This is a genomic window from Streptomyces sp. NPDC057486, from assembly GCF_042802415.1.
GTDB lineage: Bacteria > Actinomycetota > Actinomycetes > Streptomycetales > Streptomycetaceae > Streptomyces > Streptomyces yanii.
Window position 1 is genome coordinate 68,938 of the sequence record NZ_JBHVEE010000014.1, and the last position, 21,082, is coordinate 90,019.

14 protein-coding genes and 1 pseudogene are annotated in these 21,082 nt (G+C 71.3%); 6 read left to right on the forward strand and 9 right to left on the reverse strand.

The window, feature by feature from the left end; all coding sequences use genetic code 11:
• Nucleotides 1–75: 75 nt before the first annotated feature.
• A complete protein-coding gene (locus ACFU6I_RS09925; protein ID WP_384363534.1) occupies nt 76–2,268 on the reverse strand; it encodes an N-6 DNA methylase in 2,193 nt (730 codons plus the stop codon).
• 227 nt (nt 2,269–2,495) lie between these two features.
• Between ACFU6I_RS09925 and ACFU6I_RS09930 the strand changes: the two genes are divergently transcribed.
• Together ACFU6I_RS09930 and ACFU6I_RS09935 are read left to right on the forward strand one after the other, a co-directional pair.
• Entirely contained in the window at nt 2,496–3,329 is an 834-nt protein-coding gene (locus ACFU6I_RS09930) for a DUF4190 domain-containing protein (protein ID WP_384363536.1), read from the forward strand.
• Nucleotides 3,330–3,376: 47 nt separating this feature from the next.
• The gene (locus tag ACFU6I_RS09935; RefSeq protein ID WP_384363538.1) at nt 3,377–4,108 is read left to right on the forward strand and encodes a hypothetical protein; all 732 of its coding nucleotides are present in this window, start codon (nt 3,377–3,379) and stop codon (nt 4,106–4,108) included.
• Between the two features lie 41 nt (nt 4,109–4,149).
• Here the strand turns inward: ACFU6I_RS09935 and ACFU6I_RS09940 are convergent, their stop codons facing one another.
• Together ACFU6I_RS09940 and ACFU6I_RS09945 are read right to left on the reverse strand one after the other, a co-directional pair.
• Nucleotides 4,150–4,896 (reverse strand): N-acetyltransferase, encoded by a 747-nt coding sequence (locus ACFU6I_RS09940; RefSeq protein WP_384363540.1) that lies wholly within the window; start codon nt 4,894–4,896, stop codon nt 4,150–4,152.
• Nucleotides 4,897–5,031: 135 nt separating this feature from the next.
• On the reverse strand, nt 5,032–5,781 hold the full coding sequence (locus ACFU6I_RS09945) for an HNH endonuclease family protein (protein WP_384363542.1): 750 nt from the start codon (nt 5,779–5,781) through the stop codon (nt 5,032–5,034).
• A gap of 22 nt (nt 5,782–5,803) precedes the next feature.
• Between ACFU6I_RS09945 and ACFU6I_RS09950 the strand changes: the two are divergent.
• Nucleotides 5,804–6,273, forward strand: a pseudogene (locus ACFU6I_RS09950) (TetR-like C-terminal domain-containing protein).
• Here ACFU6I_RS09950 and mfd read toward each other — a convergent pair.
• The 4 genes from mfd to ACFU6I_RS09970 all read right to left on the reverse strand — a co-directional run bounded on the left by mfd (nt 6,251) and on the right by ACFU6I_RS09970 (nt 14,201).
• The gene (gene mfd, locus ACFU6I_RS09955) at nt 6,251–9,781 is read right to left on the reverse strand and encodes a transcription-repair coupling factor (protein WP_384363544.1); all 3,531 of its coding nucleotides are present in this window, start codon (nt 9,779–9,781) and stop codon (nt 6,251–6,253) included. The pseudogene ACFU6I_RS09950 and the gene mfd sit on opposite strands and share 23 nt — an antisense overlap.
• A gap of 139 nt (nt 9,782–9,920) precedes the next feature.
• Nucleotides 9,921–10,592 carry a class I SAM-dependent methyltransferase family protein gene (locus ACFU6I_RS09960; RefSeq protein ID WP_384363546.1) on the reverse strand — a complete coding sequence of 224 codons (672 nt, stop codon included), beginning with the start codon at nt 10,590–10,592 and terminating at the stop codon, nt 9,921–9,923.
• Between the two features lie 241 nt (nt 10,593–10,833).
• Nucleotides 10,834–13,416: an ABC transporter permease gene (locus tag ACFU6I_RS09965; RefSeq protein WP_384363548.1), complete on the reverse strand. Its 2,583-nt coding sequence runs from the start codon at nt 13,414–13,416 to the stop codon at nt 10,834–10,836.
• Entirely contained in the window at nt 13,413–14,201 is a 789-nt protein-coding gene (locus ACFU6I_RS09970) for an ABC transporter ATP-binding protein (RefSeq protein ID WP_266984807.1), read from the reverse strand. The genes ACFU6I_RS09965 and ACFU6I_RS09970 overlap by 4 nt, the downstream gene beginning before the upstream one ends.
• 431 nt (nt 14,202–14,632) lie before the next feature.
• Between ACFU6I_RS09970 and ACFU6I_RS09975 the strand changes: the two genes are divergently transcribed.
• The 3 genes from ACFU6I_RS09975 to ACFU6I_RS09985 all read left to right on the forward strand — a co-directional run bounded on the left by ACFU6I_RS09975 (nt 14,633) and on the right by ACFU6I_RS09985 (nt 18,489).
• On the forward strand, nt 14,633–16,249 hold the full coding sequence (locus ACFU6I_RS09975) for an MFS transporter (RefSeq protein ID WP_384363550.1): 1,617 nt from the start codon (nt 14,633–14,635) through the stop codon (nt 16,247–16,249).
• Nucleotides 16,250–16,420: 171 nt separating this feature from the next.
• Entirely contained in the window at nt 16,421–16,873 is a 453-nt protein-coding gene (locus ACFU6I_RS09980; RefSeq protein ID WP_384363552.1) for a DUF485 domain-containing protein, read from the forward strand.
• Nucleotides 16,870–18,489, forward strand: a complete 1,620-nt coding sequence (locus ACFU6I_RS09985; protein WP_384363554.1) for a cation acetate symporter — start codon at nt 16,870–16,872, stop codon at nt 18,487–18,489. The genes ACFU6I_RS09980 and ACFU6I_RS09985 overlap by 4 nt, the downstream gene beginning before the upstream one ends.
• 116 nt (nt 18,490–18,605) lie before the next feature.
• Here ACFU6I_RS09985 and ACFU6I_RS09990 read toward each other — a convergent pair whose 3' ends face one another.
• Both ACFU6I_RS09990 and ACFU6I_RS09995 read right to left on the reverse strand, forming a co-directional pair.
• Nucleotides 18,606–19,496 carry a cellulose-binding protein gene (locus ACFU6I_RS09990; RefSeq protein WP_384363556.1) on the reverse strand — a complete coding sequence of 297 codons (891 nt, stop codon included), beginning with the start codon at nt 19,494–19,496 and terminating at the stop codon, nt 18,606–18,608.
• 185 nt (nt 19,497–19,681) lie between these two features.
• A partial coding sequence (locus ACFU6I_RS09995) for an SUKH-4 family immunity protein (RefSeq protein WP_384363558.1) occupies nt 19,682–21,082 on the reverse strand: 1,401 nt, incomplete at its 5' end.

Below are 21,082 nucleotides of genomic sequence, written 5' to 3' on the forward strand. Positions count from 1 at the left end.
AGATCTGGCAGATCTGAGCGTAAAGGGCGACACCGACAACGACCCCCGGGTTGTACGGAACCGTTGTGGTTCAGCTCACTCCGGCGTGACCGTACCGTCCGTCAGACCGTCGTACATCCCCTGGACGAGCTGTCCGCCGAGCCTGCCGGTCAGCCGCAGCGCGTCCTCGAACGCGGCCAGGGCGCGGAACCGTTCCCCGTACCGCTGCTGCTCCGCCAGTGGCAGCCGCGGCAGTTGAAGACGGCGGGCGTCGAGCCGGGTGGCGGTGGACGCATAGCTGCTGGCCTGGCGGTTGTTGGCGGTGCCGCGCAGGAAACCGGCGAGGAACCACGGGTCGACGGCGGCCGGATCGGGGCGCAGCAGCTGAAGGTTGCGGCCCAGTGCTGCGCCCGCGGTCGCCTCGTCGATCACGCGGGCGACGGAGCCACCGCCGAGTACGGGGACGACGACATCGCCCGGCTCGACGAGGACCGGTTCCTCGGGCGGCCCCTCGGAGCCGGCGCGGGCGGTGGGGAGTGTTCCGGAGGGGGCGGCGGAGCCGAGGACGTCGTGTTCCGTGAGCACGGGGACGGGGGCGGCCCCGGTGCCGATGCCGGAACCTCCGGTACGGAGGTGAAGGGCGCCCGCGCGGGCGAGTTCGCCGACGGTGGTGAGCGGCCAGTGCGCCGGGCCGGAGACGTCCGCGGGCGGCGGGGTGAGGGTCGCGGTCAGTCGCAGCGTCTCGGTGAGCCGGTCCCGCACGCGGGTGAGTTCGCCCGGTCCGCCACCGGCCGCCGGGGACGGCAGATGGCGGGCGGGCGCCAGGTCCACGTCGTCGTCAAGAAGTTCGATGACGGGGACCACCCGGCTGACGCCCGGCCGTTCCTGCCCGGCCGCTTCGACGGGGACGTCCCGCTCGGAAAGGGTCCGCCCGTCGAACGGCTCCCAGGCATCCAGCACGGCACTGCGCACCGCCTGCCAGTCGAGCCGGTCGCGCCCGCCGGACGCGGGGGCGGACGCGGGCGCCGTGGGTGGTTCGGCGGGCTCGGCGGTGTCCACGAGCAACAGTTCGGGCGAGGGGCGGACACCGGCGCCGGGCTTGCGGAGCACCCAGAGGTGGAGCGGGATGCCGTACGGGGGTGCCGCGCCGGCCGGGAGGGCGACCACGGCACGCAGCGCGCCGCGGCGCAGCAGATCGGCACGGATCCGCCGGCCGGAGCGGCGTGACGCTGCGGCCGGGGGCATCAGCAGGACGGCGGTGCCGCCCTCGCGCAGATGGGCCAGGGCGTGCTGGACCCAGGCGAGTTCGGACTCCGTGCGTGCGGGAAGGCCGTACTCCCAGCGCGGGTCGTAGGCGAGCTCGTCGTGTCCCCAGTTGCGTTCGTTGAACGGCGGGTGGCAGAGCACGGCGTCGACGGTGAGCCGCGGGAACGCGTCGGCGCGCAGCGTGTCGCCGGTCCGCACGGCGAGCGCGGTGGGATTGCTGCCGTCGGTGTCGGAGTGCAGGGCGAGGCGGAGGGCGGTGAGCGCGGCGAGATCCGGGTCGGCGTCCTGCGCGTACAGAGCGGTCGGACTGCTGACAGCCCGCAGCAGGGCGCCGGTGCCGGTGGCCGGGTCGAGGACCGTGCGGGCGGGCCGGTCGCCGGTCCGGACGAGCGCGGCCATCAGTTCGGCGAGGCCGGGCGGGGTGAGGGTGAACTGACGTGGATTGGCGGCGAGCTGACGGCCGAGGAGAAATTCGAAGGCCTGGCGGGCCCCCGTCTCGGCGGCGAGTTCGGCGGCCGCCCGCAGCAGGGGGACGGACGGGAGCAGTTCGTCGGCGGTGGGCGTGTGAACAGCCCGTTCGTACCCGGTCCCGCCTGCACCGTCACTTCCTTCCGCGTCGCCGGTGGCAGGTCCGAACCGTGAGGTGAGCAGGCTGTTCAGGGCGAGATGGAGCACCTTGGCCATCCGCGCGTCCGACACAGCGGTGATCTCCAGCCAGGCGGTGGGCCTGTCCCGGACGAGAAGCAGGGCGCAGCCCGTGTGCACGAGGGCGGGGACGGCGCCGGCCGGGTGACCGGCCAGCTGTTGCCAGACCCGTTCGCGGAGCGGGACTTCAGCCAGCTTCCCCTGGTCGCGGAGCCACTGTTCGACTTCGGGGAGAGCGAAGGACGGACTGGTCTCGGTGCCGCCGACCGGCTTGGGGAAGTCTGCGTGGCGGCGGCGCCAGTTGCTGACGGCGGCACGCCCCACCCCTGCGAGCCGGGCGATTCCGGCCGCGGTCACCTCTGTCGAGTTCTCCGGCACTGGCTGTCTCCCTGGTCCTGATGCGTTCCTACGGGTCCGTGCTGCCTGCTGTGTCCGCGAGCATACCGACCCATTCCCCCACCATCGATTCACAGTGTGCACGAAGCCACTTCCCGTGAACCATGTTGACTCGGTTCACAAGCTCTGCTGTTATTGACCTGTCGCTACATCAGGTGGCGCAACGAACCGCTCACCACTCATCCCTGCACTTGCCGGAGGGCACAGCCATGTCCCAGTTCACGCAGCCGCCGCAGTCCCCTCAGCCCCAGCAGCCGTACGCCCCGGCCCAGACGCCCGGCCTGCGCCCGGCCCGCAACGGGCTCGGCATCTCCGCGCTGATCCTCGGCATCGTCGGAGCCGTCTCGGGCCTGATCCCGTTCTTCTTCTGGCTGGCGGGCATCCTCGGCCTCATCGCGCTGATCCTCGGCCTGGTCGGCCGGGGTCGCGCCAAGCGCGGCGAGGCCACCAACAAGGGCATGGCCACGTTCGGCGCCGTCCTCGGCCTGATCGCGCTGATCCTCTCGGTGGTCGGCGCGGTGATCACCTTCAAGGCGGTGGACGAGGCGGTGAACGAACTCGACAAGGCGGTGTCGGAGACCACGGCCTCCACCGGGCCGAAGGCGGGCGGCTCGGACTCCGCCAAGAGCGATGAGAAGAACAAGGACGCCGGGAAGGCGCTGGAGGCCGGTGATTCCGCCGTGTACGACGACGATCTGACCGTCACGGTCGGCGACGCGACCTCGTACACCCCCGACGCGTACGCCGCCGGTCACACGAAGGGCAACAAGGCGTACCGGATCGCGGTCGTCATCGAAAACGCGGGCAAGGAGAAGTTCGACGCGGCGCTCGTGAACGTCGAGGCGCGAGCCGGCAAGGACGGCGTGGACGCCGAGCAGATCTTCGACGGCAAGGTCGGCGAGGGTTTCAGCGGCACGGTCCTGCCCGGCAAGAAGGTCACCGTCCAGTTCGCCTTCGACGCCCCGACGGACGCGAAGAACCTGACGGTCGAGGTCAACCCCGGCTTCACGTACGACGCCACCCAGTGGGACCTCACGCTCTGATCCCGCCCCTCCCCTCCCCCTCCCTTCCTCCAGGACGGAGCCCGCCCGTGCGCCCCCCAGCCGGCATCGCCGCAACCGCTCTCCGTACCGCGACGGCGTCCCTCTGCGTGGTCACCGCCCTGGGACTCACCGCCTGCGACACGGTGTTCGCCCAGCAGAGGGACCCCGCGCCGTTCGCCCGGCTCAGCGGCCCCGAGGTCGTCAACAAGGCCCTCGCGGCGACCCGGGCGGCCAGGGCGGTACGCATCACCGTCCGCACGAAGTCGCCGGACGGCGCCCCCGTCCAGGCGTACGTCGCCACCGACATCAGGGGTGAGTGCACGGTGACCCTGTCCACGGGCGCGGCGGGCACGATGGAGCTGGTCAGAACCGGCGGCACGGTCTACACCCAGTCCGACGAGGCGATGCTGCGGGCGGCGGACGCGGGCCGGTCCCGCACCACCGTGGACTCCGAGGTCAAGAAACTGACGGGCCGTTGGGTGAAGGCACGCCCCTCCGACCGGTACACCGCAGAGGCCCTGAGCTACTGCGACCGGAAGGGGCTCCTCGACCGCCTGGCGGGGAGCGGCGCCACCGCCCGCAAGGGCCGGACGACCACAGTCGGCTCCACGCCCGCGCTGTCCCTCACCGGCGCGGCGGGCCGGGGGACATGGACGGCGGCGGTCGCCACGGAGGGCCGGCCCCACATCCTGAGGCTGGGCTTCAGCGCCGGAACCCCGCTCACGGTCGAGTTCTCCGAGTTCGACAAACCGTTCGCAGTGAAGAGACCGGCCGTCTGACACCTGAGGAACCCGCCCGCCCGGGCGGGTTCCCGCTGTGTTCACACGCCGTGCCGCACCCACACATTGGGCTCCACGTACACCGCGTATCCGTGCGCCATCGAACAGTGCACCGGCACCAGCGCCCCCGGCACCTCCACCGGACCGTCCGCGTCGAACGGCAGCCCGGTCCAGGACCGCCACCGCGCGAGGGAGCCGGACACCGTCATCGACACCGGCGCCACCGCCTCGATCACCCCGCCCGCCCGCACGTGGACGCGCAGCCACGGGTCGTACGGCAGACCGTCCTCCGCCCGGGTCCGGCGGGCGTACTCCTCCATCGGAGCCGAGGCGTCCAGGTGCTTGGCGCTCGGCCGCACCGGAGCGACGAGCTCCCGGAACCCGAGCCTCCCGGCGTTCTCCCGCATCGCGGCGACCATCCGCCCCGAAATGCCCTTCCCCTGCCACCCCTTGGCGACACTGATCTCGATCGCGCTGACCGTGTCCGGCGTGGACCCGCGCCGCAGGTCGGAGAACGCCCACAGCAGCACCTGGTCCCAGCCGCCCTCGGGCAGCTCTCCTCGGCCGGGGGCATTCAGCGCGAACGGCACGCTGTAGGCCCGTGCGACGACCGTGCCGTCAGGGTCCGTCGCGACGAGCGAATACTCCGGGAACTCGACAGCGATCCGCGGGTAGTTCGCCCACCCGACGAGATCCTCCACGACGAACTCCGGCCAGGTTTCGGGCATCTCGCTCATGGGCCCGGCAAGCTCGGGGCGCGCGGCAAGGGTGGTGATGGTCAGCTCCATCCACCCCACGCTAAGCGGCGGTATTCCTGTCGGCCACCGAATTCTGCGGTGCGGCGGCGGAGGTGGCCGATCTGCACCCGGCGCCCCGTCCTCCCGGGGCCGCGTCCGCGACGGCTTCTCAGCCGCCCGGCCCCGTCAGCCGCCGCACTGCGCCAGCATCGCCCGCTTGTCCGCGGTGGTCACCGGAAGGGCGTACTTGAGGGACACCTGCGCGAACCGCACCGCGTAGGAGCAGCGGATCTCCTTGTACGGCGGCAGCCAGGACGCGGGACCGGAATCCCGCTTGGCGTTGTTGGCCGGGCCGTCCACCGGAATGAGGTTGAGCGGATCGTTGGCGATCTGTTGCCGCTTCGCCTCGGGCCAGCGGGCGGCGCCCATCTGCCAGTCGTACGACAGCGGCATGACATGGTCGATCTGGACCTTCGTCGCCTGCTGCTTGCGCCACTGGATGGTCGAGCCGGTGTACGGATCCTTGAGGGTCATCGAGACGACCACACAGTCCGAACCCGACCGGAACTCGACGTCCTTGCCGTCCCTGGCCAGCAGGTCGTTGCGGGTGTCGCAACCGTTACGGGACAGCGGGACTCCGTCGACCGAGTCCTTCCAGGCGTAGCCGAACTCGTCCCGCGCGTATCCGGTCTTCGGTCCGCGCCCCTTGGTGCTCACCTTCTCGATGACCTTCCGGGCGGCGGCCCGGTCCGCCTCGCTGGTGAGGGGTGCGAGGCCCGGCTTCGTGCCGTCGGGGTTGTTCAGCGGGCTGACGCCGAAGCCGCCCGCGGAACCGCCGCCCTGTTGTCCACTGCTGCTGCCGCCCTCGGCGGCCACGTCCTCGGGGTCGCAGCCCGCCAGGGCCAGCACGGTCGCCGCGCTCAGGGCGGGCAGCATCACTCGGTACGCGCGGGAAGATATCACTCGAAACCGTCCTGACGGGGAGAAGCCGAACGCGGTGATCCTACGGACGTCTTCCCCGCTGACGAGCCTTCAAGGCCGCCACACGTTCAGGATGCGGCCCGAATCACACCGCGCCACGCCTTGGAGGAGCTCACACCACCCGGCCCCCGCCCACCACTTCAAGGACCGCACGGGACTGCTGACAGCCATCGCCGCCGAGGGGTACGGGCTCTTCGCCGATGCCCTCGCCGACGCGCCGGACCTACGGGAGCGGCACAGGCGCTGCGTGCGGGAGTCGGCGGGCTCCCCGCCGCCGGACGCGGCGACGACGCGCGCCTCGCGGGGGTGGCCGCCTGGTCCCTGGCCCACGGCTTCGCCACCCTGCTGCTGAGCGGCAATCCGAGCGACCCGCTGGGCGACCGGAACCCCGAGGAGGTGTTCCGGTCGCTCACCGGGCTGTTGTTCACGACCCCAGAATCGTCGTGAGGAACTCCCCGGTCCAGGCGAGGAGTTCGCGGCCGACGACCGGCTTGCCGCCGATCCGCCCCGTGGTCGGACGCGGCACCAGGATCTGGTGGAGGGCCGGCTTGATCACTGTCTTCGGGTAGAGGCGCTTCAGGCGCAGCTCCTGCGACTCGCGCAGCTCCACCGGGGCGAACCGGATGTTCGGGCCCTGGAGCACGATGTCGCCGACGCCGCAGGCGCGGGCCAGCATGCGCAGGCCCGCGACCAGGAGGAGGTTCTCGACCGGCTCCGGGAGCTTGCCGTAGCGGTCGGTGAGTTCCTCACGGACCGCCTTGATGTCGTCCTCCGTGGTGGCGGACGCGATCGCACGGTACGCCTGGAGGCGCAGCCGCTCGCCGGGGGCGTAGTCGTGCGGAACGTGCGCGTCGACCGGGAGCTCGATCTTGACCTCCAGCGGCGGCTCCTCCTCGACGCCGCCCTCGAGCGAGGCCCGGTAGTCGGCGACGGCCTCACCGACCATGCGTACGTACAGGTCGAAGCCCACGCCCGCGATATGGCCGGACTGTTCGCCGCCCAGGAGGTTTCCGGCGCCCCGGATTTCGAGGTCCTTCATCGCCACGTACATGCCCGCACCCATCTCCGTGTGCTGGGCGATCGTGGCCAGGCGCTCGTGGGCCGTCTCGGTGAGGGGCTTCTCCGGCGGGTACAGGAAGTACGCGTAACCGCGCTCGCGGCCACGGCCGACGCGGCCACGCAGCTGATGGAGCTGGGAGAGGCCGAAGTTGTCGCCGCGCTCGACGATCAGGGTGTTGGCGTTGGAGATGTCGATGCCGGACTCGACGATCGTCGTGGAGACCAGGACGTCGAACTTCTTCTCCCAGAAGTCCACGACCACCTGTTCCAGTGCCTGTTCCGACATCTGGCCGTGGGCGGTCGCGATCCGGGCCTCGGGGACGATCTCGCGGAGGCGGGCGGCCGCCCGGTCGATGGACTCGACACGGTTGTGGATGTAGAACGCCTGCCCCTCACGCAGCAGTTCACGGCGGATGGCCGCGCCGATCTGCTTCTCCTCGTACGGGCCGACGAAGGTGAGGACCGGGTGGCGCTCCTCGGGGGGCGTGGTGATCGTCGACATCTCACGGATGCCGGTGACGGCCATCTCGAGCGTACGGGGGATGGGCGTCGCGGACATGGTGAGGACGTCGACGTTGGCCCGGAGCTTCTTCAGCTGCTCCTTGTGCTCGACGCCGAAGCGCTGCTCCTCGTCGACGATGACCAGTCCCAGGTCCTTGAACTTCGTCTCGGACGAGAAGAGGCGGTGCGTGCCGATGACCAGGTCGACGGAGCCTTCGCGCAGCCCCTCCAGGGTCGCCTTCGACTCGGTGTCGGACTGGAAACGGCTCAGCGCCCTCACGTTGACCGGGAATTGGGAGTAGCGCTCGGTGAACGTGCCGTAGTGCTGCTGGACCAGGAGCGTGGTGGGGACGAGGACGGCGACCTGCTTGCCGTCCTGGACCGCCTTGAACGCGGCGCGCACCGCGATCTCCGTCTTGCCGTAGCCGACGTCGCCGCAGATCAGCCGGTCCATCGGGACGGACTTCTCCATGTCCTCCTTGACCTCGGCGATCGTGGTGAGCTGATCCGGCGTCTCCGCGTACGGGAAGGCGTCCTCCAGCTCGCGCTGCCACGGGGTGTCGGGGCCGAAGACATGGCCGGGCGCCGCCATCCGCGCCGAGTACAGCTTGATCAGATCGGCGGCGATCTCCTTGACCGCCTTCTTGGCTCGCGCCTTGGTCTTCGTCCAGTCGGCGCCGCCGAGCCGGTGCAGGGTGGGAGCCTCGCCACCGACGTACTTGGTGACCTGCTCCAGCTGGTCGGTCGGGATGTAGAGGCGGTCGCCGGGCTGGCCGCGCTTGGCGGGGGCGTACTCGACGAGGAGGTACTCGCGGGTGGCGCCCTGCACCGTGCGCTGCACCATCTCGATGTAGCGGCCGACGCCGTGCTGCTCGTGGACGATGTAGTCGCCCGTCTCCAGCGTCAGCGGGTCGATGGTCTTGCGGCGGCGGGCCGGCATCCGGCCCAGGTCCTTGGTCGCGGTGCGCTGACCGGTCAGGTCCGTCTCGGTGAGTACGGCGAGTTTCAGCGCCGGGTCGACGAAGCCGTAGTCGATCGCGCCGCACGACACATGGACGACGGACGGCGAGATCTCCGCCAGGTCCGGGTCGAGGCGGGCCGGGATGCCCTCGCCGGCGAGCACCTCGACGGTACGGGAGGCAAGCCCCTGTCCCTCGGTGACGTACACCGTGCGCCAGCCGTCGGCGAGCCAGCCCTTGGTGTCGGCGAGCGCACGGGCGGTGTCGCCGCGGTAGGACTCCGGAGCGTGCATCGTGAGCTTCAGGGTGTCTTCGTCGAGCTCGGCGTCGGCGGCGAACGGGGAGACCGACCACCACATCATGTCCAGCTCGCGGGCCCGGTCGCGGACGTCCGCGATGCCCCACAGGGATGCGGCGCCGACATCGATCGGCGCCTCGCCACCACCGGCGGTCGCCGCCCACGACGCCTGGAGGAACTCCTGGCTGGTGGCGACCAGGTCCGCCGCCCTGGTGCGGACCCGCTCCGGGTCGCAGACCAGCGCCATCGAGCCCTTCGGCAACACGTCGAGCAGCAGCTCCATGTCGTCGACCAGGACCGGGGCGAGGGACTCCATGCCCTCCACCGCGATCCCTTCGGCGATCTTGCCGAGCAGCTCGCCCAGCTCCGGGTGCTGTTCGGCGAGGGCGGCGGCGCGTTCGCGCACCTGGTCGGTGAGCAGCAACTCACGGCAGGGCGGCGCCCAGAGGCCGTGCTCGGCGATCTCCAGCGACCGCTGGTCGGCGATCTTGAAGTACCGGATCTCCTCCACGTCGTCGCCCCAGAACTCCACCCGGAGGGGGTGCTCCTCGGTCGGCGGGAAGACGTCCAGAATGCCGCCTCGGACCGCGAACTCACCGCGCTTCTCGACCAGTTCGACCCGGGAGTACGCAGCCGCCGAGAGCGCCTCCACGGTCTCGCCGAGATCCGCGCTCTGACCGATGCGCAGCGCCACGGGCTCCAGGTCACCGAGCCCCTTGACCTGCGGCTGCAGCACGGAACGCACCGGCGCGACGATCACACTGACCGGCCCGGTCTCCGGGTCGTCGGCCCTCGGGTGCGCGAGGCGGCGCAGCACGGCGAGGCGGCGGCCGACCGTGTCCGAACGCGGCGAGAGCCGCTCGTGCGGCAGGGTCTCCCAGGACGGGAACTCGGCGATGGTGTCCGGGGGCAGCAGCGTCCGCAGGGCAGCGGCCAGATCCTCGGCCTCCCGCCCGGTCGCGGTCACGGCGAGCACGGTCCGCCCGGCCTCCCGGGCCAGCGCGGCCACGGCGAAGGGGCGGGCGGCCGCCGGGCCGACGAGGTCCACATGCATCCGGTGACCGTCGGTGGCGGCCTTCACCGCTTCGGCGAGCGCCGGGTCACGTACGACGACATCCAGCAGACCGTGCAGGCTCATGAAGGGCTTCCGTCCGGGTAACGAGGGAGGTTCCGGCAGCCGGCTGCTGCCAGGGGGCAACGCGAAGGGCCCGACACGTATCACGGGCCGGGGGTTCCAGCGTACGACTCCCCTCCGACAGCCGCGCCCGCAATCCCGCTCAGCGGGCCGGATCCGGCCGTCGGCCGCCGGTGGCCGCCAGCACGTCGTACCCGACGAAGGTGAACATGCATTCCCCGGGCGACAGCGGCTCGGGGCTCCGCGTGAAGCGGTGCGCCCCGGCCCCGAAACCGGCGTCCGGCGCGGACAGCCATCGTCGTTCGAAGCCGCGGGCCTCCAGCCAGTCGCAGATCTGAGGCACCAGGTCCGGCGCCTTGCGGTGCCGGGTCCAGAGGAGAGTCCCGCCGTCGCGGCACAGCTGGGCGCAGTAGCCGATGGTGCGTTCGACGTCCTCGTCCGAGATGTTGCCGAAGACTCCGCAGACCAGGACGAGGTCCGCCGGGGCCAGGCCCACGTACGCGTCGGTGACCGCCGCGTCGCCCTGCACCACCTCGATCCGGTGCAGGCCCGCAGCCTCGGCGGCCGCCCGGGCCACGGCCACGTTGGCGGCGTCCAGCTCCACCAGGCGTCCGGTGACGTCGCCGCGGCGCGGGTGGTCCCGGAGCACTCCCAGCAGATCCCGGCCCTGCCCGGCGCAGACGCTGATCACCCGGACCGGTCCCGGCGGACAGGTGTCCAAGGCCGTACGGACCTGCTCCTGCACGGCCGACAGCCGCCGCCCGAGGCTGGAGCCCGCCAGGTCGTATGTGTCGTGCCAGCTGTTCCAGTCCATGCGGCGGACCTCAGAGGCTCGGTGCACGGCTGCGCACCCGGTATTCGGGCAGCGCACGGGGAGTTGCACCGGCCGGGAACCGGTACGCGTCCGGCCCCGGGGTGTTTGGAGGAACACCCCGGGGCCGGATCAGTCATCCTACGTCGGCCTCCGCCACCGTCCTGCGACACACGGATCGGACAGATCCGGCGCCGGAGCCCGTGGGCCCTTTCGGTCCACGGGCTTCGTCACGGTGCCGGTGCTACTCCGTCGCGATCGCGTTCAGCACGTTCATCCGACCCGCCCGGAACGCCGGGACCAGGGCGGCGAACAGGCCGACGAAGGCCGAGCCGACGAAGACCGTGAGGATCGTCGGCCACGGGATCTCCAGAACGCCGAGGCCCTCCAGAGCCAGCAGCTTCTGGGCCGCCGTGCCCCAGCCCATGCCCAGGCCGAGGCCGAGCAGGGCGCCGAAGAGGGCGATGACCACCGACTCCAGGCGAATCATGCGGCGCAGCTGGCGGCGGGAGAGGCCGATGGCGCGCATCAGGCCGATCTCACGGGTCCGCTCGACCACCGACAGGGCCAGAGTGTTCACCACGCCGAGCACCGCGACGATGATCGCGAGCGCCAGCAGACCGTAGACGATGTTCAGCAGCTGGCCGATCTGGTCCTTCAGGTCCTGCTTGAAGTCTGCCTGGTTCTGCACGGTGTACTGCGGGTACGCGGCGAGGGCGTCCTTGAGGGCGGTGTACGCCTCCTTCTCCTTGCCGTCCTGCGCCTTGGCGAACATGATCATGTTCTTCGGCATCTTGTCGGCGGGGACGTACTTCTCCGCGGTCGTGATGTTGGTGTACATCGCGCCCTTGTCGACGTTCGTGTCGTCCGAGGTGATCGCGGCGACCTTCAGCCTCGCCGTCCCGCCGTCCTTGAACGCGACGGTGATCCGGTCGCCGACCTTGATCCTGTGCCGGGTGGCGTACGCGTCGCCGACCGACATGGCGTCCTTGCCGTAGGCGTCGGCCAGGTTGCCGGAGACCGTCTCGCGGCGCAGGTCGTCCCTGTACGTCGGGTCCGCGGCGACGACGCCCTCGTCCTCGACCGCGCCGTCGGGGGCGGTGAGCTTGGCGCTGACGGCTTTGTAGTCGGTGAAGTGCTCGATGCCGGGGACGGCCTTCAGTGCCTCCGCGGCCTGCGGCACGATCGGCTGCGGGTTGCCGCTCGGCTGGACGATGAAGTCCGCGCCGACCGACCTGTCGAGCTCCTCGGTCGCCGAGGCGACCATCGACGAGCCGACGACGGAGAGACAGGCGACCAGCGCGAGGCCGATCATCAGGGCCGCTCCGGTCGCTCCGGTACGCCGCGGGTTGCGCAGCGCGTTGCGCTCGGCCATCCGTCCGACCGGGCCGAACATCCGCAGCACCACCGTGCTGAGCACCCGGACCACGAAGCCGGCCAGCAGCGGGCCGATGACGATGAAGCCGATCAGGGTGAGGACCACGCCCGCACCGAGGAAGAGCGATCCGCCGCTCGCCTCGTCGGCCTTCGCCGAGGCGTACAGGGCGGCGCCACCGGCGAGCGTGAGGACCAGGCCGATCAGGGCCCGTACCCGGCCGGCGCGGCCGTCCGCCGGGGTTCCGGCGTCCCGCAGGGCGGCCATCGGGGAGATCTTCCCGGCCCGGCGTGCCGGGATGTACGCGGCGAAGACGGTGACGACGATGCCGAGCATCAGCCCGAGCGCCGGGGTCGTCCACGCGACGGTCAGATCCTCGGTGGACAGGTTCATACCCATGGCGTTCATGAGCTTCATCAGTCCGACCGCGACACCGATTCCGGCGCCGACGCCGAGGAGGGAACCGACGACGCCGAGGAACAGCGCCTCGATCAGGACCGACCGGTTGACCTGCTTGCGGCTGGAGCCGATGGCCCGCATCAGGCCGATCTCGCGGGTGCGCTGGGCCACCAGCATCGAGAAGGTGTTGACGATGAGGAAGATGCCGACGAGGAAGGCGATCCCGGCGAAGCCGAGCATCGCGTACTTCATCACGTCGAGGAATGAGCCCATGGAGTCCTTGTTGGCGTCCGCGGCCTCCTGCTGGGTCCGGAGCTTGTACGCGGCGCTGTCACCGAGGGCGGTGGCGACGTTCTTCTTCAACTGCGCATCACTGACACCGGGCTTGGCGGTGACGGAGATGTGGGTGAAGACATCGGGCTTGCCGAGCAGCTTGACCTGCGCGGTGGCGGTGTCGAGGTAGACGACGGCCGCGCCCGGGTTGGTGACCTTGAAGGAGGCGATACCGCTGATCCTCGCCCTGATGTCACCGGTGACGGCGATGGTGCGCAGCTCGTCACCGATCTTCAGGTGGTGCTTGTCCGCGGTGTCGGCGTCGACCATGACCTCGGTCGGACCGCGCGGTGCGTGGCCGGACGTGATCTCCATGGAGCGCAGATCGTTCTGCGTCCAGTTGCCCGCGATGGTCGGGGCGCCGGTCGAGGAGCCCATGTTCTCGTTGTGGCTGTCGACGACGGTGACGGACATGCTGGTGACCGCACCCTCGGCGGTCTTCACCCCGTCCGCCTTCCCGGCCTGCTCGACGGCGGCGGCGGGCAGCGAAACGGGCTTGCCGTTCTCGGGCAGTTCGTCGGCGCCCTGCGCGTTCCTGGGGCTGACGGTGACGTCGGCGGAGGTGGCGGCGAAGAGCTTGTCGAACGTCGTGTTCATCGTGTCGGTGAAGACGAGCGTGCCGCACACGAACGCCACCGACAGCAGGACGGCGACGGCGGAGAGCGCCATCCGCCCCTTGTGCGCAAGGAAGTTGCGCACCGAGGTCTTCCAGATGGTCATGACGTCCGCCCGCGCGCGTCGAAGTCCTTCATGCGGTCGAGGACCTGGTCGGCGGTCGGGTTGTGCATCTCGTCGACGATGCGTCCGTCCGCGAGATACAGCACCCGGTCCGCGTAGGAGGCGGCCACCGGGTCATGGGTGACCATGACAATGGTCTGTCCCAGCTCGTCGACGGACTTGCGCAGGAAGGTCAGCACCTCGGCGCCGGCCCGCGAGTCCAGGTTCCCGGTGGGCTCGTCACCGAAAATGATCTCCGGCCGGGCGGCGAGCGCCCGGGCGACCGCGACCCGCTGCTGCTGGCCGCCGGAGAGCTCGGTGGGCCGGTGCTTGAGCCGCTCGGCGAGACCGACCGTCTCCACGACCTGGCGCAGCCAGCCGGCGTCGGGCTTGCGGCCCGCGATGTCCATCGGCAGCGTGATGTTCTCCAGCGCGTTGAGCGTCGGGAGCAGGTTGAACGCCTGGAAGATGAAGCCGATCCGGTCCCGGCGGAGCTGAGTGAGCTTCTTGTCCTTGAGCTGGGTGATCTCGGTTTCGTCGAGATAGATCTCGCCCGAGCTCACGGTGTCCAGTCCGGCCAGGCAGTGCATCAGGGTCGACTTGCCGGAACCCGAGGGGCCCATGATCGCGGTGAACTGCCCACGGGCGATGTCCACATCGACATGGTCGAGCGCGACGACCCGGGTCTCCCCGGCGCCGTACGCCTTGACGACCTGCCGCGCCCGCGCAGCAACGGCCGTACGCCCTCCAGTGCCCCCGTGCCTGGGAATGGTTACAGCCGTTGTCACGGTGATTCTCCTAAGTCGGTGAAGAAGTCGTCGGCGAAGACGTCCTCGGCCGGGACGTCGATTCGAGATGGGCGCCGCCCGCTGCACGGACGGCGCTGTGTACGTACTGAGTCTCGTGTCCGGACGCGGTCCGGCGCGCTGGTGCCCAGTGCAGTCTTGCGGTGGGGTTTTCCCCACCCCGCCCCCTGCGGCCACCCGCATTCGCGCTGTTGGGAACACGTTAAGGAACGGGCCCCCGGCCCCACGTCCTCCGGCGGGAGGAACCGCCCCTGGACAGAAGTAAGGAGCTACCCCTAGGGGTCTCGGCCCCCGGGTGGAGCCGGATCTCAGGGCCTCCACCCCCGGGGTGGCGGCCGACCGGTCCCGGGGCCGTGCCCGGCAGCGGGTGAGACAGTGTCACCGGAAGATACGTGCATGGGGAAGGGATCTTTATGAACGGCTCGGGCGGCGACACCGAAGCGGTATCGGGGTCCGGAGTGGACCCCGTCCCCGCCCCGCCCGTCCCCCGGGGCCGCGGCCCCGCCGTGGCCGCGCTGATGCTCGGCATGGCGCTGGCGGCCATCGACGGCACCATCGTCTCCACCGCCGTCCCGCAGATCCTCGGCGCTCTCGGCGGCTTCGCCGTCTTCTCCTGGCTCTTCTCCGGCTACCTGCTGGCCGTCACCGTCACTCTGCCGGTCTACGGGAAGTTCTCCGACACGTTCGGCCGCAAACCGGTCCTGATCGCAGGCATCATCCTCTTCCTGGTCGGCTCGGTCCTCTGCGCCGCCGCCTGGAACATGGCCGCGCTCATCGCCTTCCGGGTCGTCCAGGGACTCGGCGGCGGGGCGCTGCAGGGCACGGTGCAGACGATCGCCGCCGACCTCTACCCGCTCAAGGAACGCCCCCGGATCCAGGCCAAGTTGTCCACCGTCTGGGCCACGTCCGCCGTCGCCGGACCGGTGATCGGCGGGCTGATCGCCGCGTACGCCGACTGGCGGTGGATCTTCCTGATCAATCTGCCGGTCGGGGCGCTCGCGCTCTGGCTGGTCGTGCGCCACCTCCACGAGCCGTCCCGCCCTCGCGGAGCCGGTGCGCCACGGCCACGGATCGACTGGGCGGGCGCTCTCGCCGTCTTCGCGACCGGCGCCCTGCTGCTGACCGCGCTCGTCCAGGGCGGGGTCGCCTGGCCCTGGCTCTCCGCGCCGTCGCTCGGCCTGCTGGCCGCGAGCGCGGTCCTCGCCTTGCTGACCGTCGTCATCGAGCGGCGCGCCGCCGACCCGATCATCCCGGGCTGGGTGTGGCGCCGCCGGACCATCGCCTCGGTCAATCTGGCCCTGGGTGCGATGGGGCTGCTGATGGTCGCCCCGACGGTCTTCCTGCCGACGTACGCCCAGTCGGTGCTCGGCCTCGGCCCGATCGCCGCCGGTTTCGTGCTCTCCGTGATGACGCTGAGCTGGCCGGTGTCGGCGGCCCTGTCCAACCGGGTCTACAACCGCATCGGCTTCCGCCGCACCGCGATCATCGGCATGGGCTGCGCCCTGCTGATCCTGCTCTCCTTCCCGCTGCTGCCGTACCCCGGCGAGCCCTGGCAGCCGGCCCTGATCATGCTGCTGCTGGGCGCGGCGCTGGGGCTGTTCCAACTGCCGCTGATCATCGGGGTCCAGTCGACGGTCGGCTGGTCCGAACGCGGTACGACGACCGCTTCCGTGCTGTTCTGCCGCCAGGTGGGACAGAGTCTGGGCGCCGCGCTCTTCGGCGCCGTCGCCAACGGAGTCCTCGCCTCCCGGCTCGCGGACGCGCCCGCCCCCGGGCTGTCGGGCGACCTGGACGCGATCTCCCACGCACTGGACGACCCGGGCGCGCTCTCCGCCGCCGCGACGGACCATCTGCGCCGGGCCGTCGACGCCGCTGTCGACCAGGTGTACATCGGGGCCGCGGTGGCCGCGGCGGTGGCGCTGCTGGTGCTGGTCTTCGTGGCGCCGCGCCGCTTCCCGATCCTCACCGAGAACACCGATACCGGCGCCGGAACCACCGCCGTGAGCAGCGCCGAAGCGCCCCGGGGCTAACAGGAGCTCGGGGCTGCCCCATGGACAACTGAAGGGTTACCACAGGTAGTTCGGGCAAACCCCTCCCCAGCGGGGATACTCACTAGTAACGTACGCGCTTCCAACAGCGCACACGCGCTACTGCCTTGCAGTTCGTCACCGGACCCGAGCCATGCAAGGAGCAGCATCCCGATGTCGTACGAGTCTCCGCACGCCTCCCCCTCCCAGCCGCAGCGCCGTCCTCCGTACCGGCCGCAGTACCAGCCTCCCCAGGACCCCGACTTCCTGCTGCCCTGGCAAAGGTCCGCGGCCGGCGAACCACCCCGGTGGCCCAGTCCGCCCGTCACGCACGTCCCCGCCCCCGGCCACCACAGCGATCTGCGCAGACTGCGCGCCGCCTACCGCGTACTGCGGCGCGGCGCGACGCTGACCGCACTCGGCTTCTTCACGCTCTTCCTCCTGCTGTCCGGCTTCGCGCCGGGACTGATGACCCGTCCTCTCGGCAGCGGCCTCACCATCGGCCTGGCACTCGGCCTGTGCCAGCTCCCGGTGACCCTGCTCGCGATCGCCCTGTACGAGCGGACCGCCCGGCGCGTGGTCGATCCGCTCGCCGCCGAACTCCGCAGAACAGGAGCGGCCCGATGAACGGATTCGACGAGTCCGCACAGACGATGTCCCTGGTGGCCTTCATCGCCGTGGCCTCCGTCACCCTGCTGCTGTGTGTGATGACGGGACCGGACCGCGACGACCTCGACGAGTTCTACACCGGCTACCGCTCGCTCTCCCCCATCCGCAACGGCCTCGCCATCGCCGGTGACTACCTTTCCGCGGCGACCCTCCTCGGCACCACCGGGATCATCGCCCTCACCGGCTACGACGGGCTCGTGCTCGCCCTGAGCACCACCCTCTCGCTCGTGCTGCTGATGTTCCTGCTGGCCGAACCGCTGCGCAACGCGGGCCGGTTCACCATGGGCGACATGCTCGCCCGCCGCGCCCCCGGCCGCGCGGTCCGCATCGCCGCGTGCGGTGTCACCCTTGCCGCGCTCGTCCCGCTGATGGTCGTTCAGCTCGCGGGCAGCGGCGATCTTCTGGCGTTCATCCTCGGGTTCGACAGCTCCGGATTCCGCACCGGCTCGATCATCGTGCTCGGCATCGTGATGATCGGCTATGCGGCGATCGGCGGGATGAAGGGAACGGCCCTGATCCAGATCGTCAAGACGGTCGTCCTCGTGGCCGCCTGTCTCACCATCTCCCTCCTGGTCATGAACCGCTTCGACTGGTCGACCGGCGCCCTGCTCGCCGCCGCCCAGCAGGGCAGCGGGGCCGGGGTGGCCTATCTGCAGTCCGGGCTGCAGTTCGGCGGCAGCGGGCTCGACATGGTCAGCTCCGAACTGACCGTGGTGCTCGGCGCCGCCTGTCTCCCGCACATCACCATGCGGATGTCGAGCGCCCGCAGCGCACAGTCCGTCCGCCGCTCGCTCTCCTGGGCGGTCTCGGTGGTCGCAGTGCTCTGCCTGCTGCTCACCGTGATCGGTTTCGGTGCGGCGGCACTGGTCGGCCACAACCTCATCGTGGCCGCCGGAGCCCAGGGCAACGGTTCGATCCTGCAGGTCAGCGGCGCGGTGGCGGGCAGCGGTGAGCTCGGTGCGCTGGTCGTCACCATGATGACGACGGCCATCTTCCTGACCCTGCTCGCCTCGGTCGCCGGCATGATCCTGGCCTGTGCGAACTCCCTGGCCCACGACCTGTTCGCCCACGGACTGCACGGGATACGCAACCGGGACAAAGGGCCGGTCGAGGGTCGCATCGAGATGGGCACGGCGCAGGCAGCCGCGGTCGGTGTCGGTCTGGTCGCCACCGCGCTCGCCGTCCTGGCCCGGCACTGGAACCTCCAGGCGCTGGTGACGCTCTCCTTCTGCATCGGGGCGTCGGCGCTGTCCCCGGCGCTCGTCTACAGCATGTTCTGGCGGCGCTTCACCCGCACCGGACTGCTCTGCTCCCTCATCGGCGGCACCGTCGCCGTCCTCGTGCTGATCACCGGCACGAATCTGGTCTCGGGTTCGCCCGGGACGGTCTTCCCCGGACACGACTTCAACTGGTTCCCGTTCACCACGACCGGGCTCGTGTCGATCCCGGTCGGTTTCCTGTCGGGCTGGCTGGGCACGGTGCTCGGCGGGCGTACGGCGGCCGAGGAGCGCCGGTTGTACGAGGCCGAGGAGCCGTGGATCCTGGCGGGCGCGCCGCCGGCCACCCGCCGCTGAACACGGCCGCCATCGGCCGTGTCCGTCCCGGCGCTCCTCGGTCACCGTGCGCCCGCCGAGTCCGGTGCGAGCGCGACCCAGTCAGGCCGCCCGGACTGCCGCCGGAGGTGTACGGATCAGTTCTCCGCCGCCACACGCCCGGTGAGCGCCGCGAGCGAGTTTCGTACGTGCGTCATGTGCGCCTGCACCTCCTCGCGACCCTCCTCGTGCTCCCGCAGAATCCGCTCGGTCTCCCGGATCACCCGCTCCTCGCGCGCCCTGGCCGCCGCGATCAGTTCGGCGGCCCGCGCCTCGGCGTCCTCCTGGCCGTGCCGCGCCGCCTCCTCGGCCTCCGACAGGGCCCGGCGCGCCTCGGCCAGCCGGGCCTCCGCCCGGTCGGTCAGCTCGTCGTGCCGCACGGCCTGGGCCGCTTCGGCAGCCGCCAGTTCGCGTTCGACGGTCTTCCATCGCTCGGTGTGCTCGTGCTCCTGGTTGGCCAGCACGCTCGCGGTACGGCGGCGGGTCTCCGCCATCGCGGCCTCCGCCTGGTCGCGCACCTCACCTGCTTCCTTGCGGGCGGCGGCGACCGTGGAGTCGGCGCTCTGCTGCGCCGCGGCCACCGTCTCGTCGGCGCGGGACCCGGCGGCCGACCGGAGGGCATCGGAGTCCGCCCGGGCGTGGCCGCGGAGCTTACGGGCCGCCGCGTCCGCCGCGTCCCGCAGCGCCTGCGCCTCCTCCTGCGCAGTGCTGCGTACGGCCTGCGCCTCCGCATCGGCGAGCGCCAGGATCTCCTGGGCCCGCTCGCCGAGCGAGGCGTACGTCGGCGGGGCGAGCGTGGCGACGACCTCGGCCAGCCGTGCCGACTCGGCCTCCAGCTCCTCCGCCAGCGCGGTCAGCCGGGACACCCTCTCCCGCGCCCCGTCCAGCTCCGCCGACAGATCGGCCACTCTTCCGTCCACCTGCTCCGGGCGGTAGCCACGTCCTCGCACCACGACGAAGCCGTACGCGGACACCGGTGCAGCACTCATCCTTGAAGCCTCTCTCCGACTCTCCGACCACCAAGCAATACGTCAAGGATGCGGCAATTGGCAGAGAAGTCCGAATCCATTCGGTGGTTTCCCGAGGGAAGCGACAGGTGTCACATACAACGGAGCGCCCGGGTCCCCTGGCGGGGTCCGGGCGCTCCGTACTCGGCGGATCAGGTCGGATCAGATCAGATCAGGCCGTCCCACATCTGCTCCAGCAGCACCGACCACCAGCTCTCCGGCGACGCGAGCGCCGCCGGGTCCAGTGCCACCAACTGCGCCTGGAAGTCGACCGTCCAGCGGCCCGCCTGCTCCGGGTTGAGACCGAAGCGGAGCCGCCACATCCGGCCGAGGAGCGCCATCGAGCGCGTGAACTCCGGCAGGCCTGTGTTCACGAACTGCGGCGGTGCCGGCTGCCCGCCGGGACCGCCCTCCACCGGCACGGCCACGATGTTCGCCGTGCCGTACTGGACACAGATCGCCCGCCCGAAGTCGGACCCCATGACGAGATACGACCCCGCGTCGGTGGCCGGCTGAACCTGGCGCTGCGCGGCCAGTTCGGCCAGTGTCGGCACCACCGGCTGACCCGGCTGCGCCCAGAAGAACGGCCCGAAGTCGGCGGGCAGACCCGCCCACACGAGCGTCCGCGCCACGATCTCGGGCACGCCCTGGCGGGACACCGCGCGCTGGTCGAAACGGAGCACGCCCTGTGGCCCGAAGGCCTGCAACAGCTCCTCCGCGATCGCCTCCGGCGGGATCGGCATCGCGGGCGGCATCTGCGGCAGCGGGGCCCGCACCGGCGCCGGGCGCGCCGGACCGTCCGCTACCTGGTGCAGCTCACCCTGGTGGGTGAGCAGATGCTGCATGCCCTGCTGACGGCTGGCGTGGTCGGTGCCGTACGGGGCGACGCTGGTGATCCGCACCTGCGGCCAGGTCTCCCGGATCATCCGCGCACAGTAGCCACCGGGCAGCTCGCAGGACTCCAGCTCGGTGTGGAGCTCGATGACCTGCTGCGGTGGCACGTTCATGGCCCGCAGCTCGTGCAGCATCTGCCACTCGGGGTGCGGGGTGCCGGGCGCCGAGCGGCGGATCAGTTGCTGCTCGCTGCCGTCGGGCGCCCGGAAGCGCAGCACGGCCTGGTAGCCGGGGCCGACGGTCGGCTGACCGGCCGGCGGCTGCGGATAGCCGTACGCCGGGGGCGGCGGGGTGTGCTGATTCGGCGGTACGGGACCGGGGACGCCGCCCGGCGGCATGCCGGGGGCCCCGGGCGGACCGGGCGGGCCGACCTGGGCAGGTCCCGCGAGCATCGTGGCGGCATGGTGCGCGCCACCACCGGGCGGGGGCGGGGTGGATCCGGGAGGTCCGGGCGGGGCGGGAGGCTGCGGGGCACCGGGCGGGCCGGGGGGCCTGGGCGCGCTCGGGCCACCCATGCCCGGGTCGGCAAGCATGGTCGCTGCCTGATGCACTCCGCCACCCGGCGGGGGCGGAGTCGACCCGGGAGGTCCGGGCGGGGCGGGAGGCTGCGGGGCACCGGGCGGGCCGGGGGGCCTGGGCGCGCTCGGGCCACCCATGCCCGGGTCGGCAAGCAT